The organism is Bacillus pretiosus, assembly GCF_051294775.1.
Taxonomy (GTDB): domain Bacteria; phylum Bacillota; class Bacilli; order Bacillales; family Bacillaceae_G; genus Bacillus_A; species Bacillus_A wiedmannii.
This window is the reverse complement of record NZ_JBPPHF010000005.1, coordinates 181505-199763: the sequence shown is the minus strand read 5'-3', so window position 1 is coordinate 199763 and position 18259 is coordinate 181505. Positions and strand designations below refer to the sequence as shown.

Here is an 18259-nt window from a genome sequence, read left to right as displayed (position 1 = left end):
AGGCAATAACCCGACACCGGTAGCCTTATCCGTAATCGAAAGTGAGCGGGGAGTGTAGCATGGCTGCAACGGGATAAGTCACTCTAATGTCATGAGTGCGACTGAATTTCTAGGTGTACCGTGGTAAACAAGGTTGAATGCTAAACTGCGTAAAGGATAAATCAAGGGGTCTTATCGACGACCATATCGAAATAGACATTGAAACGATATGTCTCTAGTTCATCTCATCTATTTTTTACGGAGAGAGGTGTGTTTCACACTAGAGAACCGACTAAAGTACATTAGTAAAGATTGAAAGTCCCAACCGACATTACTACAAACTATTTACAAGGTACTAAATGGGGATTACCTAAGTGGAAGCGCCATTTATGGCTATAGAGGATGATTTCAAGGTGAAAACCAAGAAATGTGGCTCTCGAATATTCCATATGGTAACGGAGCCTTCGTAGTAGTCAGAGATAGGGAAAGCCTATCACACTAACGCATGACAAATTACGTTAGATCATGGTTGTGAAATCAAGATGGCGAAGGAAGGCAGTCAATTAGTTCATGATGATAATAAGCAGGAAGGAAGCGAGATGCTGATGAGAAATCCAGTTTATGTATTGAACACCTTGTCGAAGAATACTATTAAAGAAAACTATAAGTTCAAAAGATTATATAGAAATCTTTATAATCCAGAATTCTACTATAAAGGTTATCAAGAAATATATGCCAATCCAGGTAATATGACCAGAGGAGCTATAAATAACACTGTTGATGGCTTCTCAAAAAATAGAGTATCTAAAATCATCAACAATATTAAAAATGGTAGCTATAAACCTACCCCTGTTAAGCGAGTATATATTGATAAAAAAGGGAGTAAGAAAAAGCGTCCTCTTGGGGTACCGACATTTGACGATAAACTTGTCCAATTAGTAATAAAGTATATCTTAGAAGCTATTTATGAACCAAACTTCTCTGAGAACTCACATGGATTCAGGAAAAATAGGGGTTGTCATACAGCTTTGAGACAAATTAAAAAGAGTGGCAGCGGAACTAAATGGTTTATTGAAGGTGATATTCAAGGTTTCTTTGACAATATTGACCACCATATCCTAATTAACCTACTAAGAAAACGTATCAATGATGAAACACTCATTGGGTTAATATGGAAGTTTCTAAGAGCTGGGTATATGGAGGATTGGCAATTCCACAAAACATTCAGCGGAACACCACAAGGAGGTATTCTTAGTCCTCTTCTTGCCAACATATATCTAAACGAACTAGATATATACATGGAAAAATATGCTGAACGGTTCGGAAAAGGTCAACCAAAAGACAGAGAAGTTGATAAAAGATATCAATACTTACACCTCAAAATAAAAAGAGGTCGTAAGAAAGCTGACTTACTAAGAGAACAAGGTAAACTCAATGAAGCTCAAGAGTTAATCGAGCAAGTCAACGAATGGATTAAGGAAAGAGGGAAACGTCCCTACTACAATCCAATATCGGATAAATTCAAGTCTCTAAAATATGTTAGATATGCTGACGACTTCATTATAATGATAATCGGCAGTAAAGATGATGCCAAAGCCATTAAATCTGATATAGCTCAATTTCTCAATGAAGAATTGAAATTAACTTTATCAGAAGAAAAGACACTTATCACCCACTCTAGCAAGAAAGCAAAATTTCTTGGATACAACGTCAATATCACTAGAAATGAGCTATTTACCAAATACTCAGTGAAAGGTGCTAAAAGAAGACATCACAATCTAAAAGTAAGACTTGAAATACCCCATGAAGCATGGCGAAATAAATTACTTGCCCTGAATGTTTTAGAAATGAAGTATGTGAATGGGAAAGAAACTTGGAAACCAAAGCATAGGCCAGAAATGGCACACCTAGATGATCTGGAAATACTACATAATTATGTATTACAGATTAGAGGGATGTACAACTACTACAAATATGCAGTTAATTCAACGGTACTCCAAAAATTCAGTTACGTTCTAGAATACAGCATGTATAAAACGTTCGCCAATAAATATAAAAGCTCAATTGGCAAAATCAAGGGGAAATATTGCAAAAACGGTGTATTCGTAGTCAATTACAAAGATAAAAAAGGTAAACAACACTCTCATTCCTTCTACAGGGAAGGATTTAGAACAGTTGATATAACTAAGATGAAAACACAAGAAAATAACATCGACAACATGGTAGCCTCAAGGGTTCACATGTCAACAACTAGCCTTATGGATAGGTTGTCAGCCAACAAATGTGAACATTGTGGTAAAACCGATTCTAACTTAGTAATGCACCATGTTCGAAAAATGAAAGATGTTGAGAAAGGCAAAGCCAAAGCCAAATGGCAAAAATTAATGATTGCCCGTAGACGCAAAACATTAGCCGTTTGTGAGGATTGCCATAATGAAATTCACTATGACATGAGAGTAGAACTTATAGCAAAAAATAGAAAAAAGTAACTTTGACAAGCAATTGATGGAGAGCCGTATACTCTGAGAGGAGTACGTACGGTTCGGTGAGGGGTTTTGAGAAACCTGTCATAGCAATATGACAAGGCGCTCGCTTCCTACTCTACAACCTTGGAAATCAACTCTTTATTCGACCTGATGTTGGTAAATACAAAGCAGAGGTACTGGCTCGTCGATATAAAGCTGGCTATAACGTTCCTATCTCTTCCTTTACGTCACAGTACATAGAAGACATAGAAACAATGCAGCAGTTGTTTGGTAATAAATATGATTTATTAAAAAAACAACATAAAGACGACTACTTGTATCTGCCAATTGTAATTGGGGCAGTAGATAATATGTTTTCTCGTGAGGTCTTTCATCAATTCTTCCATCAATCGGATAATCTTCTTTACATCGATGTAGGGAATACAGCTGTAACCGTTCCTGGTAATTGGAGAGAAGTAAATAAAAGACATTGGACACCTCAACAAATAGCTGATTATAAAAACAGTGGTTATAACGGACAAGCAGTATGTGGAGTTAAATTGAATGGCGAGGTCATTCTTTCACCGCTTGGTGATTTATTTCCGGATGCTTTTACGAAAAAAGAAACGGCTCCGAGTCAATTAAGTTGTTCCGAATTAGCTGCTTCAGAACCACAGCGCGTTATTACTAATAAGTTCGCTGCCATGACTGTTGCTCAATTCGTCAACGAACTCTTTGATGAAGGTACCGTATCGAATCACTATATCATTTTCCAAGCTCAAAAGGCTTTTATGAAAGCTGCACCAATTGAGGGGTAATGATATAGGAGGGGACAACATGAGAGTGTATCAATTAGATTCCACTCAATTACAACACTGTTTAACACCAACAAACATGTGTAATGGTGTTCTACAATACTACCAATATAAACAGTATACCGTTGTATCTGTACTTGATTTATCAAAGCAAGATTCCGAAATGATACCATTGCTTCTGGCTTGTTTAGCAGAGGCTTTGATACATTTCAATCCGGATTCTTTTTTAGCGAAGGATGAATTTAGCATTTTATATTGGTGTAGAAAGAACTTTAAAGGATTTCATAGTATCTCTGACGATGGATTTCTACAAGATTTCAAGCAGATATACGAATGTTATCAAGCATTGCAGAACGTTGGGAAACAAAAGAAAAATATAAAAATAAATATGTAATAGCAAGGAGAAGAGAAACGCATGTATAATATACTTAAACGTCAATATAATTACTTTATCCGAGGAGTGATTCGGATCAACGAAGAAGTACAAAGGGAATTGGACCTATTGGTGCAAAAGATTCGTGAAACTGTGTCTTCTGTCCAAAAAATCATCCTTTTTGGCTCTCATGCATATGGCACACCAAATGAAGACAGTGATTTTGATCTCTGTATTGTTGTGGAAGGTGTAGGAGAAAGAAAAAGGGAAGTCATTAATCGTATCAATTGGGGTATTTACGATGTTATGGAAACACCAGTTGATATTTTAGTGTATGGGCCAGAAGAATTTCAAGAACGTGCTAGCCGTACCGTTACTATGGAACATAAGATTGCACTAGAAGGGAAGGTCCTATATGAGGTGCGAGACGTTCTCGAGTAAGCAATACGGAAGTATAAGCGACAACGAGGACTGTTCTTAATTGGAAAAACAATCAAAGCAATAAAGAACAGGATAACTGTTCAGATAAGTGGTAGGAATGGAGGAGTAACGCCCCGAAACTACCCCAGTGAGATTCCCAACTGCATACACTAGGCATAGCGTGATGTGGAGAGCAGGGTAAAACATACGGTCACGGTTCGTAGTGCACAACTGTGTAACCGAAAGCCAACAGGAGTAATAAACCGGTTGGAACTAACCAAGTACCGTATGCTGTCAACCGACATGGTGAGAATGTGGTAAACCATTGACGAACTTGCGAATGTACGCCTCGAAAAGGACACGGATCAGAAATGATTCGGAGTCTGAAAACAAGACTTGTCTAACGGATTGGGAATATCTCATAATTAACAATCCTAACGTTGTTATAGGCAATGGAGCTAGACACGGGGTATAGCAAGCACCTAAATCGGAGGTCAAAATGACCTTTAAAACAATGATAGTCTGAATGGAACGTCGAAAGCCACTAACGTTGAGAGTAATCTCTATCGGCGGATACAGTTGAATACGAAATGGGCAACCAAGGGAAGTATTCTTAATAGTGGTGAGAGTAGTGGCACGACCTTTGAAGGTTCTGTAATGGAACTGGAGGAACAGCCACAAGTCTATATAGTAGGAACTGAAATTTCATCTAATCTTGCATGGATTCTGGTAAGACTCAAAAGGTCACCAAAAATCAATATGAGAGTAGGTGATAGACCATGAATGACAATTCTAAGTCCGCGCCAAAGGGGAAGAAACTAAGACACAATGAATACTACGGTATCCAACCTGTCCTAGATGACTTATACCAAAAAGCAACAAAGGGAAATTCTTTCAAAAATCTAATGTCTATCATTATATCAGACGAAAATATACTTCTCGCTTACCGCAATATTAAGGGGAACAAAGGAAGTAGAACAGCAGCTTGTGACAATGTAAATATAGAGAATATTGAGGGAATGGAACAAAGCTATTTCTTGAATGAAGTTAAAAAACGCTTTCAAAACTACCAACCGCAAAAAGTAAGACGTAAAGAAATTTCGAAGCCCAACGGACAAACCAGACCCCTGGGAATACCGTCTATGTGGGATAGGATAATCCAACAGTGCATCTTACAAGTCATGGAGCCAATCTGCGAAGCGCACTTCAGTAACCGAAGTTATGGTTTTCGCCCAAACAGAAGTGCTGAACATGCCCTAGCAGATGCATCAGTGCGAGTAAATAAACAAAAACTTACATATGTAGTAGACGTAGACATTAAAGGTTTTTTTGACGAGGTAAATCACGTCAAGCTCATGCGTCAATTATGGACATTGGGTATCCGTGACAAACAACTCCTGGTCATTATCCGAAAAATACTGAAAGCCCCAGTGCAAATGCCTGACGGCACAACAATGTTCCCGACCAAGGGCACCCCGCAAGGTGGTATTCTTAGTCCTATACTTGCCAACGTCAATCTTAATGAATTCGACTGGTGGATAAGCAGACAATGGGAAACATTCAAAGCTAAAAAGGTAAAACCGAGATGTATGAGAGGAATTTGGTGCAATGACGTTGTAACGACACAACTCACCAAAACTTCCAAGATGAAACCAATGTATATCGTAAGGTACGCAGATGACTTTAAAATCTTCACAAACACACGTAGTAATGCGGAGAAAATTTTCAAAGCGACTCAAATGTGGTTAGAAGAACGTCTAAAACTGCCTATCTCAGCTGAAAAGTCTAAAGTAACCAATCTGAAAAAGCAACAAAGTGAATTCTTAGGTTTCACCCTTAAAGCTGTAAAGAAAGGCAAAAAGAAGAACGGTGACACACGATACATTGCAGTAACACACGTTTCTCCAAAAGCACTGGAAAAAACAAAACAAGATTTAGCAAAACAAGTGAGAAGAATACAGAAAACCCCAAACTCCAATGAAACAATTAAGAGAATCAGCATATACAACAGCATGGTCATTGGTAAGCACAACTATTATAAGATAGCAACGCATGCCTCTCAGGATTTCAGTAAAATGAGCCATAATCTTGACCACATAATGTATAACAGATTCCCTAAGTCAACAACTGGAGGTAAAAGCAACACAAATGGATACACGAATATAGGAGAATATAAAGGAAAAGACAAAGGTATTAAACCATACCTAAAGTCAAAAATGATGAGATTTCTCATGAAACGTCCCATCCTACCAATCTCCTATATTCAACACAAAAACCCGATGATGAAAAAGCAAGCCATTAACAAGTACACCGCAGAAGGACGAGTCCTGATACATAAAAATTTGGCAGACATAACCGAAGCGGAACTGAAATGGTTAAGAGAAAATCCAGTTATAAATGAACGGGCAACCGTGGAATACAATGACAACCGAATTTCTCTTTATGTCGCACAAAAAGGCAAATGCAGCGTAACAGGTGAGAAACTCTTACCTTGGGACATCCATTGTCACCATAAGCGATTATGGAGTGAAACAAAGGACGACAGCTACAAGAACCTTACCATCATCAAGCCAAGTGTCCATAGACTAATACACGCGACCAAGATAGAAACCATAAACCAACTACTCAATGAACTCAAATTCAATGAGGAACAGTTAGGCAAACTCAATAAATTGCGAAAATTAGTCAAAAACGAGGGAATCTGTATTTAATCACAAAATGAAGTGGAAATGAAACATGAACAACTAGCGTTGTTCGCTTAGAACTTATCATTATTTTGATGAAAAGAAAACTACAATATAGATGGACCGCGGTATGCCGTGAAAGTGGCACGTACCGTGCGGATCGGGGGAAAAGTTGGAGATAACTTCAAAGACTTACCTATCGACAATAAATACTGAGGATCTAAAAGAGTGGGTATTTATTGCAAAATCTGATTTAGATTCTGCTAGTTACCTAACTCACATGAAACCTTTCCCTACTGCAATTATCTGTTATCATAGTCAACAATGTGTGGAGAAACTTCTAAAAGGATTTCTTGCACTAAATGGTAGAACAGTCCCAAAAACTCATAACCTTTTAATGCTGCACAAATTGTGTCGGAAATTAGATGAGGAATTCTCAATGATTTTAGAACAGTGCGTGCAGCTGAATGGTTATGCTACAGACATTCGTTATCCGTATTTTGAAGCACTTACTGTTCAAGATGGATTAATCGCTATACAACATGCTCAAAAAGTAATGAGTTTTTATATTGAAAAGTTAAACAAGTTGAATATACATGAAATCACAGTTGATTAAAAATAGAGGATATACATAAAAGAGAGTGCCTATTAAATAGGGACTCTCTTTTTCTATCTAAAAAAAGAGGAGGAATGCTCCACGGCAGTATGAAATGATACTTTGCTATGGGGATAACAATATAATGATGGATATATATAAAGAAATTAAAGAGGAAATGAAAAAAGTCTATTTATCTCGAGATTGTTGTTTTGTAGGTTACAGTGGGGGAAAAGATAGTTCTGCCATGTTGACGTTACTATGGGATGCAATTGCCGAGCTACCAATAGAGGAACGTACAAATCCAATTCATATCTTAACTTCCGAAGTTGGAGTAGAAACACCTGCTATGACGGCTTATATCTCACGGACATTACAAAAGATCCAGGAGAGTGCAAATGAGCAAAACCTACCATTTGTCGTTCATGGTGTGCAACCACTTATGAAAGAATCATATTGGTATAAGGTAATAGGCAGAGGTGTTTTACCTCCGAGCGGAAATAGTAGATTGAGATGGTGTACCGACTCTCTCAAGGTTAAACCGATGCAGCGAAAGATGAAAGAAATCTTAATAGCTTCACAAACTACTACTGCAGTAGAATGCTTTGATGAATATGATGGAGTGCTTATGTTGGCCGTTCGTAATGAAGAGAGTGCTCGAAGAAGACACAGTATCCAAAGGCATGAGATAAGTACTGACTCCTTATTTTCACGTCATAATGACATGAAGAATATCCTCTGCTTTAATCCAGTTAAATTTTTAACCGGTGATGAAGTATGGATGTTACTTTTAGATAGAGAGATACTGCCTTTTGGTGTGGATGTGGAAGAAATGAGCATACAGTATGGACAAGCTATGTTTGAATGTGGCATAAAAACAGGTGGGAAACAGCAGGGAAATGCTTGTGGAGCTGCAAACTCACGTAGTGGATGTTGGACTTGCCTGATGATGAATGGTGAGGATAAAATGTTGACCCAGCTAATAAGTGAGGGGTATACGGACTATGCTTATCTACAATCCTGGAAAAGCTTCTTACGTTCCATTAGAAACGATATTCGGTATCGGAATGCAATGAATAGACGAAGCCTGCAAACGCTCCTTAGAAACGAAAACACAAGGGATTCAGACTTGTTTTCCATATGTAATCATGTTGAATATGATTATATTATGTTTGATCGTACAGAAAAGGGAGACTATGCACCAGGAGGATTAACAGTAGAGGGTAGAAGAATGCTCTTAGAGTATCTACTTTATATTCAACAAGAAATGAATACGAGCCTTATATCTGAAGAAGAAATTGAGGCAGTACTACAAGGCTGGTATGACACAGATGGTATTCGAGTATATCGAGATGAATTGGAGCCAATACATCACGCATGTCTTGGTGAATTGGTGTTCAAACCTGATTGTACAATAAATGAAGAAAAAACGACGTCCCCATTCCCTGTGTTTTTCGTGGAAATTGATGTTCATTTAGGGAAGCAGGAGATATTTCGTTGGATGAAGAAACGACAAAAAGTTACGCAGCAGAGTTTTTTCTTTTTTCCTTCAAATTATTCTAATGATTCTGCAAAGCTTACGTGGAACAAACTAACCTTTGTTGTATCTAGATTTGATATATCAGAAGCAAGAGACGCTGAACGGATTATACGTCAGTGGTTAGGTATGGCGATGTACCATGAAAAGGCAGAAGCACAACATAAGAATATGCTTATACAGCTTTTCATTCAAGCTATTAAGGATGAACAACTATTTAAGCCGGATGAATTAGAAAATACGAAAATCCTATATACTACGGAGTTTGCAAGCAGGCTTTCTCAATTGCTAGAAACAGAGGATTTATTATCTAAGGAGACTAACCATCTCTTTGCAAAAATACTTAAAGAATTAACTAACGAAACATTCAATGTAGCATAATATATAGATGTTAGATATATTTAGAAAGTACCTATACAATAGGTGCTTTCTATATTACAAAGGCAAGAGGGTACAGAATAAAAAGTAATATAGGGGGATGATCCATTATGCGCCTATACATATTGGAAATACATTTTATACACAAGATAAGCTTCCTTCATGCAAAATCTATAACTGAAGCTATCAAAAGATTTCAGAGAATATATACACAATATGCAGAGCAAGTACCTTTTCATGTCAGAAAAGTACATACAAATGAAAAAATAATCATTGATAAAGGTACGGGTGAAGTACATTGTATTGGAGACATTAATATGTTAACAAAATGCTTAGAAAATCTTATACACTTACATACTCCAATTAATTGGGTTCCTTTACTCAAGACTCGTCAAAACATTATACAAGAACCTCCTGCATTTATAATAGATACAGTGTGTCTCAGTAAAGATAGCTCTTTATATAATGAGATTGGAATTGATATGTGGGAAAACATTCTTCAGGTATCATTAAATAACCACGGAGAGTTTTGGAATGCCCTTAAAGGATTTTTACAAATTGAGCTATTGTCTGTTTGTGAGTTTGAACAATTCATAAAAGTAAAAGGGAAGAGGAATTTATAATGGAATTTAAAGAACTTATAAAATACATAGAAGAGAACAAGGAAGAACATTTCAATGAATTAATTAAAAAAAATGAAAACGAAATTAAAGAAATCGATAAAAAAAACGAGAAGGAAACAGATTTTTAAAAGATAGTTACGATATTTAACGATGAACTATTAGGAACGTATAAATATAGAATTCAAGGAGAATATTTATGACTGAACTTAATTTCAAAGAGAAAAGTATTCAAATTCTAGCCACAATTCCAACGATAGTATTTTTTATTTGGAGCATGTACTACTGCTTTCAGCTATTTGTAGGAAATGAAATTCCCGGAGTAAATCCTATTACAAAGTTTATACTAGGGTTGCTTACTCTGTTTATGGGAATAGGCGGGCTTATTAATTTAACTAAGCCTAATGTAGATGCTGTCGAGTTCGCCGTGAAGACACTTTGCGGTTTACTTGCTATTAGCTTCATATTATTTGCAGAGAAATTTGTAGACATCGCAAAGTTACTTAGCGATTTATTATAAATAAAAAACAGCAACATATTGAACTGCATCCCGATTGTTAGAAAATGTCTAACCCTTTAGGCTCAGTTCATTAGCGTTGCTGTTTTTTGTTTTAGAGTAATAAAAGTGTTCAAACGCTTAATTACCTAGAAATTTTTGAATGCCTTTTTCCTGTTTTTGCTTCCAATCTTCTCCACTCGTTATATAACGTTCGTGCTTAATGGTTAATTGAGTGTATTCATGCGAAGTAATTTCTTTATCAATTACAGCACCACCACATTTTTTAGCAATCCCTTCAGCCATATCTTTATCTATAAAGAGGAATGCCACTTCTTCATCTTTTACAAATTCATAACTAAATGACGTTTGATCGTATGGTATTCTGTGCAATCCACCAGCATAAAATAATTCTCCCAATTTTACTAAATATAAAGTTAAAGTGTTTTGCATAACATATATTCCTTTCTTAACGAACACTAATTTTTCTTAAACTTAATATTATTAATTGCTTTAGATTTGTTCTTTTAAAGCATTATTGACAGCCTGATCCTAAATATTGAAAATATCTTTTCAACGATATTTTAGTCTTAAAACCAATTCTATCAATTAATTCACTTTCAGAAAGACCTAGCTTAATAAGGCGAAGAATAAATGTGTTCCTCATCTGCTGTGCAGAAATACGCCTATCTAATTCAGCTCGTTTCACTTCAAGTCGAATCATCTTTTGTATAGCAACCTCAGACAAAGCCTTTGGTGCATCATTTTCGTAAACCCATCGATAAGTACCACGATTAAAATCAAATGCCACAAATAGGGGATTATCTGTGTGCTGTCGAGGTCTTACAGGTTCAGGGATAGTCGAATAATATTTGTATAGCTGTTGTGTATCTTCAACTGTTAAGAAAACGGTTCTAGTAGCTCCGTTTTCTCCTGAAACAATTAAAGTGTTCCTAGCAAACTGTATATGGCTCATATTAAGCGATACAAGCTCTTGTAAAGACAAACCGTAGTTTAGTATTAAATTAATTATACAAGCGTTTCTATCCATGATTAGAGGCCGATACTTAGCTTGTCTTTCTGTTAACCCTTTTGTTGATAGAACCGTTTGTTTTAAAAGTGACTCTTCTAATTCGGTAATAAAATCATTTTCATTTAGTGATTGATCCGGAATTAAAGAGAGATGAATGTCTTCTAATGGACTAACTATACCTAAAAACATGTGTAATTTCTTTAAAACGACCCATATCCTGTGCCTTGTTTTAAGAGAATATTCTCGTTTGTTTTCTAATACTGAGAAATAAGCTTGATAATCATCTACGGATATTTCATTCCATGATTTGATATGTAAAAGCAACTCATTTTCATTTAACCATCTATAAAAATCTTTAATATCGTATGCATAGCGTTGGATTGTAGAATGTTTTCGGCCTTTTTCACTTAAATATGTAGAGAAAGCTTCTAAAGTTTTCTCTAAGCTAATTGTCTCGTTCAATATAATCACCTAATTTCTTTGGATATATTATAACAGAAAATAAGTGAAAGACCTGCTACCGCCCTTTGCTTTTTGAATATGTTTATTATTATTTATAAAGCCAAATAAATAGGGCCATTATAATACTCCAAAATGGAACTACAAAGATTAATCCCCAAAATATCCCTTTAAAAAATTTAATCTCGTTATAGGTATCCCTTTCTATGTAAGTCATATTTTTAAGTACAGTCATGTTTAACCCTCCAAATATGAATAGTTTATCAAAATGAAAAAAGGACAAACCTCGTCCTGGTAGGGATACGTAGGTTTGTCCTTTTGTATGTGGGTAATGATATGTTTAATTTCCATTATTATAACGTAATTTACAAATATTTTCAATTAGGTCAGACATCTTATTAACAATGATACTAACTGCATTAAAAATCTATTATAAATATATATCTTATATATTAAAAAGAAATAAAGATAAAACTTTTATAGGTTATTCAAAATAGAGGTTAGACTTACTCCTGCAAGGGGGAATTTGATATAGGAACAGAAAAAATCATAAATTACAGAAAAAGTATCCGTAGATTCAGGGATTATTAAACTTTTAATTCTACAAAAAAGCAGAAAGATAATACTATATTTCTACATGAAATCAGAAAGAATTTGATACTAATCGCATTATATATATTCAGCCTTGTAAATAGAAGTTGTTTTACTTATTTTGGTTATCAAGTAGGTATTAATCCTCAAATTATCCACATTTTATTCAGATTAGGCAGCTATTTGTTAACATAACTCAGTATTTACACATAACTCACATTATTGTTGATGATTTTTATTAGATAAAGTGAACAACACTAGTATTACCAAGGATGTTGTAAAAATTTTATTCACATTTAATCATACTTGTCCTCATATCCACTATTTTTATAATTTTCCTTTTGATTTTTTGTAGGTATTATGAGATAGGTTTTAATACATTAGAGGAATACACTCTAGTATTATGTGGAGAGTTATGTATTGATAGAATCAAATTTGTATAGAAGTGCATAAAAAAAGACTCCATTTTACATGAAGTTCTTTCGATTTGGTATTTATAAATAGAGTAGTAGAAAGGTGTTACTACTCAAACAAACACGAATAGCCCTCCACTTTTGTTTTTTTCAAAAATAGAGAGCTAGTTGCTATTTTTTTATTTCCATTGCGGTTAGTACCTGATCTGGAGCTGTTATTGTTACACCAGCACGTACTAAACGTTCGAAGGTATGCATAAACTCTAGTAAATTAAACTGTTTTGGTAGCTCAATCACACGCAGCTGCTCTTGCGGTAGCTTATCAATTTCTTCAATAAACCATTCACGTATATCACTTGGAATTGTGCGTTCTTTATGGGCGCGTACTTTTAATTTTTCACGCATTTCAATTTCTAAAGCGATATATGCATGGAGATTCACACCCTGATCATATGCATATTTTCTAAATAACGTTTCTTCCTGGTATTTTAGATAATTACGGTGATAAGATTCTTCCGTCACTGGTACCGCAAACTTCTGCTTCAGTAGTGAATGCACATTTTTAAACATCTTCTTAATGTTATGAAGAGAGTACATAGAGTAATGTAGACCGAAATTAAAGACAGCTTGTTCACGGTCACTATTTCTCTCTTTTGGTATATGTTGCGCAATAAGAGGATAGATACCTTCTTTCGCTGCAGCATCAAGAATTTGATATTGAGATGTTTGATGCAATAGTTTTTTCAATGTATATACAATTTTCGTTGGATATCCTTCTTTTCGATCAACCATATCACGAAGTCCACGAATGACACTGCGAATTTGACGATGACAAGTATGCTTTAAAACATGAATGAACTTATTCATGTCTGAAGACAGTTCACCAATGTTCATTTCTTGTAGAACTGATTCGATGAATTTCGCTTTACGAGCATAGGTAGCTTTTGGTGTAAATGGATCCCTGTGTTGTTGTTCTCCAGATTCTTTCGTACATAAGAAGTCCGAATGGATAGATAGATATAAGGTTGTATATCGTTTTGTATGCTTTACACCTTTTTGCATTTTGCAAATTTTGAATAGGGGACTACCCGTACATGGTAATGCAGTTGTTAATTCTTCGATAACCGCACGGATTTGATGCGGATATTTTTTATGTAAGAAACGATACATCCCGCCAAAGTGAGTTTTGTTTCCTCTTTCATCCTGCTTGTCCAAAGAGCGTTTTAAAGTTGTTTCTGTATGTTGTTGCATTGCGATATCTAAGAATAGTTTCTTAGCTGCTACAGATAGCTTAAAGAAAGCCTTTGTAAATACAACCGGACTAATATATACATACGGATTTGCTTTTTCTGTTTCCTCATTCATAAAATGAGTCAGTTTAATTGTATATCGGCCATCTACGCCATTTTCAATGGAGATAATGTTATGTAAGTTTAATTTCTTTAATGCAATATAGAATTGAGAGTGTTGGATATAAGCAAATTCTTCTTTGTATTGCTTGTAATCTTCCCACATCATATGTATTGTTACATTTGGAATGACGCCATTTGTATAGCATTTTTTATGTAAGTACAAGAACACTTCAAGATCAGCATTCGTAATACCGTATAATTTGTGTTTTCGTCCTGCTTTTTCTACAAGTGTAGACATTGCCCGACGTGAAAAAGATGGTTTGGCTTGTTCGACAAAGCCTTCTACATCAGCAATACGTTCTTCGTATGTCATGTGCTGCAGAATATCTTCTAAATATGTATCTTTATAGCTGTAGTACTTCTCCTCAAATGTTTCCACAAACTTTTGCCAAGATTTTAGTGTTACTAAAACCGCGTTTGTCGTTTTTCCATTTAAGCTACGTTGATTTTGAATAACAAATGATTTTCCCATCTTTTTCACCTCCGTTCTGCAAATTCAGAAATATATGCCAAAATACTATAAAATATACCAATTTTGATTATAGCAAATCGAAAAATGGTGAAAGTTGCTCCTTTAAGAAGAAAAATAACAACTTGCAACAGCTTATGAAGCTAGTTGTATCAAGGGTTAAGAGAATTTCTTAATTTTTTTTTGTGTTAAGGATACCGCAAACGTGTTGCAAGTTGATTGTATGTATATGAATAAGCAGAAAAAGCATCTAAACCCTTGATATATAAGGAATTAGAGTGAAAATGGTAGGGGAGTTAGGGAAAGGATACCGCAAACGTGTTGCAAGTTGGTTAGCAGGATCATTAATAATGAATTGCAATGATTACCCTTGATATAAAAGGTCTTTTGGCACTTATAGATTGAAAATAGGGAAAGGATACCGCAAACAGTGTTGCATCTTGGGTGAAAAATAAGGGTATGAATACCGCAAACGTGTTGCAAGTTGAATGATACATAAAGGATTAAGTAAAAAACCTTTAAACCCTTGGTATATAAAGGATTAGATAAAAAGTGGTAGGAAAGTTAGGGAAAGGATACCGCAAACATGTTGCATTTTATGTATGTAACTTACTCAAAATATAAGAAAAATAGCTTAAAAATTTTAAAATTACTAAGTTGAAAAATAAATTATACTGTTGCAAGTTGAAAGAAATAGGGAAAGGATGCTGCAAACGTGTTGCAAGTTGAGGAATAAGGGAAAGCAAAGCGCAAAAGAAATGCAAGTAAAGAAGAATAGGTAAAAGAAAGAGCAAACATGTTGCAAGTTGAGGGATAAGGGAAAGCAAAGCGCAAAAGAAATGCAAGTAAAGAAGAATAGGTAAAAGAAAGAGCAAACATGTTGCAAGTTGAGGAGTTAAGGAAAGAAAGGCGCAAAATCTTGTAAATATCTGTTACAATAAATTAAATATAATAGTAGTAAGAAATTTTATAATGAAAACTACTTTGTTATGATCCATGGTTTAGGGAGGAATATAAAGTGGATAATTTATTACAAATGTTCCGAGATGCATTGTTAATCTCTGAGCCAATTTATAAAACAAATGAGCTAGTATGGAATAAGTGGAATGCATACTTTAAAGATGTTGAAAACAATAATAATAAAGTATTAACCTCATCTCATGCATCTCCATCATTTACTGCATTAGTGTCTTGGTTAGAAAAAAAGCAAGAATCCGGTATTACATTAGTACAAATTTATGCGAAAATTGATTCCTATAAGGAAGAAATATATAAAGAAATTGAAGGATTTATAGAAAAAGAATTTCAAGATATAGCACTTTCAAGTTCCATAGTAGTAGAAAATGATCAAAATATAGATAAGACAAACATAGTAAACCATGAGGATTATTATGAGGTAAATAACTCTGCTGTTTATTATAAGCTAAGAGATGGGATTGCAAAAAATCAATTTGAAGAAGATGAGTTAAGTAAGGTTTTACAATATCCTATCGAAACTAAGTCTTCTAATGGTGTAGCTCAGCTTTCTTCACACAAAGATGAAGATTTAAGACTTACAAATATAGAAGAAGCTGCTCGGTGGAATACCCTTGTTGATGATGTAATGAGTAATATGGATGATTTAACGGCAGATTGTTTAGATGCAATTACAATACAATGGATAAACGAAGCAAAATCTCCAGACGAATTCATTGATTTTTCTTATGAGCAAGTTTTAGAGATGTGCAACATCCCAAAAACAGTAGTCAAAAATAAAGAATATTATAGAGCGGAAGATAAAATTAAAATAGCAAAGAGAATTGCGGCTTTAGCAAGCATTTTTATCTATTTAAATGATGATAATGAGGTAGTAGTATTAAATGACCGTGATGATGATGGAGAACGTTTAGAATTAAAACGTGAAGTAATCAAAAGGTTATTTGTATTAGATTCAGTTGTATTGTGGAGACATAGTGTTACTAATGAATACATGGGCATTGAGTCTTGTCGTATTAAGCCTGGCAGCTTTTTAACCAATTACTTATACGGATCAAATAATACAACAGCATTATTGTCTAAAAAAGCACTTGAATACAATAGTTACAGACACAAATATCATAAAAGGTTAATTCGATACTTAACATGGCAATGGAGAATTAGACAAATGTATTCATCATTGAAAAAGCCATATTCTATAGGTGGGGACAAAGGGCTGCTAGCAGTAATGGATATCCCAAAAGATTGGAAGCCGAATCGTATTAGAGAACAGTTAGAAAATGTTCTAATGGATTTAGAAAATGAAAAAGTAATCTCTCATTGGGAGTATAGTGATCCACTTGATGAACAACAAATTGGGAAACGTAATTGGTTTAAAAATTATTACACTAACTTAGGAATAACGATTTTACCACCTGAAGAAATGCTGCAATCAATGGATAGGGTAATTGGAAAGAAGAGTATAGAAGAACCTCAGGAACAATTACCTGAAGTAACAGTTGTTAAAGAAATAAAGAAGACTGTGGAATCAGTCGAACAAATAGAGAAAAAAATCCGTGACCAAATACTGAAAGTACACAATGAAAAAAAGGTAAGCATTCGTGAAATAGCAGATGAAATTAGTATTTCTCCGTCTACATTATCTAGATTTTGCAATTATAAAACAAAACGTTTATCTAAAAAAGCATTAGAAAAGCTAACGAAATGGTGCGAAAGACAAGAAATATTAGAAAAGATGTAACATAGACTAAACATTTCTTTTAATAATAGTCCAATTAAAAATACACATACATTATGTATGTGTATTTTACTTATTATCAATTGTAAAAGGCAAAATTTCTTTTATTAAAAGTAATTTTGGAGGGCGAAGGTCCTACTGGAAAATCAAAATAGTTATGCTATTTAATCCACTACAATTAAACTTCTTGTCTTATCGATATGGCTCAGTAACATACGATACTCTTCTTCATACATAGTTAAACGTTGTAGAAGGGATTGATTCTCAGCTTCTAAATCTTTAATTTGATTTTGTAAAATTGTCAATTCATTTACATCTTTATAATTTTGTAGAAAGAGAATAATGTCATCTAATGTAATAGACAAAGAGTTTGTTTCTTTTTCTGGTGGGGAGAGAGGAATTTTGTTTCTCACTTTTCGGTCTTGTTTTGCTTGTTGTATTTCTTCTTGGTATTGTTTTCTCACATATGAATTCCAACGAAATCCACAAGCAGCGGATGTTCTAGCTAGTAGTTTTGCTACTTCTTTGAATGCAGCTAACTGTGTTCCACCGTTACGAATATACTGAAGTACTGTTGATGCGAGAAGTAAATCGTTATCATTAGTCCAAGAATCTTGTCTTGAAATTACCACGTTTTAACCCCCCATATATGTTTTATACTACATATATGCAGTTACTTAAAATGATAGAAGCTCAACCTCTCTTACAATAATGAGGGGTAAGTTTATAGAAGTGTCTATGATTTTCAATGCAAAATTGCATATAAGGTTGACTATTCACTAAACCTGTAACTATAATAGTTACAGG

General features: G+C 34.7%; 14 protein-coding genes and 1 pseudogene. 11 read left to right on the top strand and 4 right to left on the bottom strand.

The window, feature by feature from the left end; genetic code table 11:
- Nucleotides 1-584 precede the first annotated feature (584 nt).
- The 10 genes and pseudogenes from ACSG5Z_RS24160 (at nucleotide 585) to ACSG5Z_RS24115 (ending at nucleotide 10386) form a co-directional block, all read left to right on the top strand.
- Nucleotides 585-2468 (top strand): reverse transcriptase/maturase family protein, encoded by a 1884-nt coding sequence (locus ACSG5Z_RS24160; RefSeq protein ID WP_435712364.1) that lies wholly within the window; start codon nucleotides 585-587, stop codon nucleotides 2466-2468.
- A 116-nt stretch (nucleotides 2469-2584) separates the two neighbouring features.
- Nucleotides 2585-3262: pseudogene (locus tag ACSG5Z_RS24155) on the top strand (ubiquitin-activating E1 family protein); the annotation flags it as partial.
- 19 nt (nucleotides 3263-3281) lie between these two features.
- Nucleotides 3282-3653, top strand: a complete 372-nt coding sequence (locus ACSG5Z_RS24150) for a hypothetical protein (RefSeq protein WP_435712326.1) — start codon at nucleotides 3282-3284, stop codon at nucleotides 3651-3653.
- 21 nt (nucleotides 3654-3674) lie between these two features.
- A complete protein-coding gene (locus ACSG5Z_RS24145) occupies nucleotides 3675-4073 on the top strand; it encodes a nucleotidyltransferase domain-containing protein (RefSeq protein WP_000282369.1) in 399 nt (132 codons plus the stop codon).
- A 758-nt stretch (nucleotides 4074-4831) separates the two neighbouring features.
- Nucleotides 4832-6763 (top strand): group II intron reverse transcriptase/maturase, encoded by a 1932-nt coding sequence (gene ltrA, locus ACSG5Z_RS24140; protein WP_435712325.1) that lies wholly within the window; start codon nucleotides 4832-4834, stop codon nucleotides 6761-6763.
- A gap of 145 nt (nucleotides 6764-6908) precedes the next feature.
- Nucleotides 6909-7352 (top strand): HEPN domain-containing protein, encoded by a 444-nt coding sequence (locus ACSG5Z_RS24135; RefSeq protein ID WP_435712324.1) that lies wholly within the window; start codon nucleotides 6909-6911, stop codon nucleotides 7350-7352.
- A gap of 124 nt (nucleotides 7353-7476) precedes the next feature.
- The gene (locus ACSG5Z_RS24130) at nucleotides 7477-9249 is read left to right on the top strand and encodes a phosphoadenosine phosphosulfate reductase domain-containing protein (RefSeq protein WP_435712363.1); all 1773 of its coding nucleotides are present in this window, start codon (nucleotides 7477-7479) and stop codon (nucleotides 9247-9249) included.
- Between the two features lie 107 nt (nucleotides 9250-9356).
- Nucleotides 9357-9869, top strand: a complete 513-nt coding sequence (locus ACSG5Z_RS24125) for a hypothetical protein (protein ID WP_435712323.1) — start codon at nucleotides 9357-9359, stop codon at nucleotides 9867-9869.
- Nucleotides 9869-9997 (top strand): hypothetical protein, encoded by a 129-nt coding sequence (locus ACSG5Z_RS24120; protein ID WP_435712322.1) that lies wholly within the window; start codon nucleotides 9869-9871, stop codon nucleotides 9995-9997. The genes ACSG5Z_RS24125 and ACSG5Z_RS24120 overlap by 1 nt, the downstream gene beginning before the upstream one ends.
- Nucleotides 9998-10065: 68 nt before the next feature.
- Nucleotides 10066-10386: a hypothetical protein gene (locus tag ACSG5Z_RS24115; protein ID WP_435712321.1), complete on the top strand. Its 321-nt coding sequence runs from the start codon at nucleotides 10066-10068 to the stop codon at nucleotides 10384-10386.
- 117 nt (nucleotides 10387-10503) lie between these two features.
- Here the strand turns inward: ACSG5Z_RS24115 and ACSG5Z_RS24110 are convergent, their stop codons facing one another.
- The 3 genes from ACSG5Z_RS24110 to ACSG5Z_RS24100 all read right to left on the bottom strand — a co-directional run bounded on the left by ACSG5Z_RS24110 (nucleotide 10504) and on the right by ACSG5Z_RS24100 (nucleotide 14742).
- On the bottom strand, nucleotides 10504-10815 hold the full coding sequence (locus ACSG5Z_RS24110) for a hypothetical protein (RefSeq protein WP_435712320.1): 312 nt from the start codon (nucleotides 10813-10815) through the stop codon (nucleotides 10504-10506).
- 82 nt (nucleotides 10816-10897) lie between these two features.
- Nucleotides 10898-11866, bottom strand: coding sequence for a tyrosine-type recombinase/integrase (locus ACSG5Z_RS24105; protein WP_435712319.1), 969 nt, complete (start codon nucleotides 11864-11866; stop codon nucleotides 10898-10900).
- 1163 nt (nucleotides 11867-13029) lie between these two features.
- A complete protein-coding gene (locus tag ACSG5Z_RS24100; RefSeq protein WP_435712318.1) occupies nucleotides 13030-14742 on the bottom strand; it encodes a hypothetical protein in 1713 nt (570 codons plus the stop codon).
- 1015 nt (nucleotides 14743-15757) lie between these two features.
- On the opposite strand from ACSG5Z_RS24100, the gene ACSG5Z_RS24095 reads away from it, so the two are divergent.
- Entirely contained in the window at nucleotides 15758-17455 is a 1698-nt protein-coding gene (locus ACSG5Z_RS24095; RefSeq protein WP_435712317.1) for a helix-turn-helix domain-containing protein, read from the top strand.
- 161 nt (nucleotides 17456-17616) lie between these two features.
- Here the strand turns inward: ACSG5Z_RS24095 and ACSG5Z_RS24090 are convergent, their stop codons facing one another.
- Nucleotides 17617-18084, bottom strand: coding sequence for an RsfA family transcriptional regulator (locus ACSG5Z_RS24090; protein ID WP_435712316.1), 468 nt, complete (start codon nucleotides 18082-18084; stop codon nucleotides 17617-17619).
- Between the last annotated feature and the right edge of the window lie 175 nt (nucleotides 18085-18259).

Bases quoted from the DNA above. Each gene is read 5' to 3' on its own strand.
- ACSG5Z_RS24130 (WP_435712363.1), top strand. From the start codon at position 7,477: ATGATGGATATATATAAAGAAATTAAAGAGGAAATGAAAAAAGTCTAT.
- ACSG5Z_RS24115 (WP_435712321.1), top strand. From the start codon at position 10,066: ATGACTGAACTTAATTTCAAAGAGAAAAGTATTCAAATTCTAGCCACA.
- ACSG5Z_RS24100 (WP_435712318.1), bottom strand. From the start codon at position 14,742: ATGGGAAAATCATTTGTTATTCAAAATCAACGTAGCTTAAATGGAAAA.
- ACSG5Z_RS24125 (WP_435712323.1), top strand. From the start codon at position 9,357: ATGCGCCTATACATATTGGAAATACATTTTATACACAAGATAAGCTTC.
- ACSG5Z_RS24120 (WP_435712322.1), top strand. From the start codon at position 9,869: ATGGAATTTAAAGAACTTATAAAATACATAGAAGAGAACAAGGAAGAA.
- ACSG5Z_RS24145 (WP_000282369.1), top strand. From the start codon at position 3,675: ATGTATAATATACTTAAACGTCAATATAATTACTTTATCCGAGGAGTG.
- ACSG5Z_RS24110 (WP_435712320.1), bottom strand. From the start codon at position 10,815: ATGCAAAACACTTTAACTTTATATTTAGTAAAATTGGGAGAATTATTT.
- ltrA (WP_435712325.1), top strand. From the start codon at position 4,832: ATGAATGACAATTCTAAGTCCGCGCCAAAGGGGAAGAAACTAAGACAC.
- ACSG5Z_RS24150 (WP_435712326.1), top strand. From the start codon at position 3,282: ATGAGAGTGTATCAATTAGATTCCACTCAATTACAACACTGTTTAACA.
- ACSG5Z_RS24160 (WP_435712364.1), top strand. From the start codon at position 585: ATGAGAAATCCAGTTTATGTATTGAACACCTTGTCGAAGAATACTATT.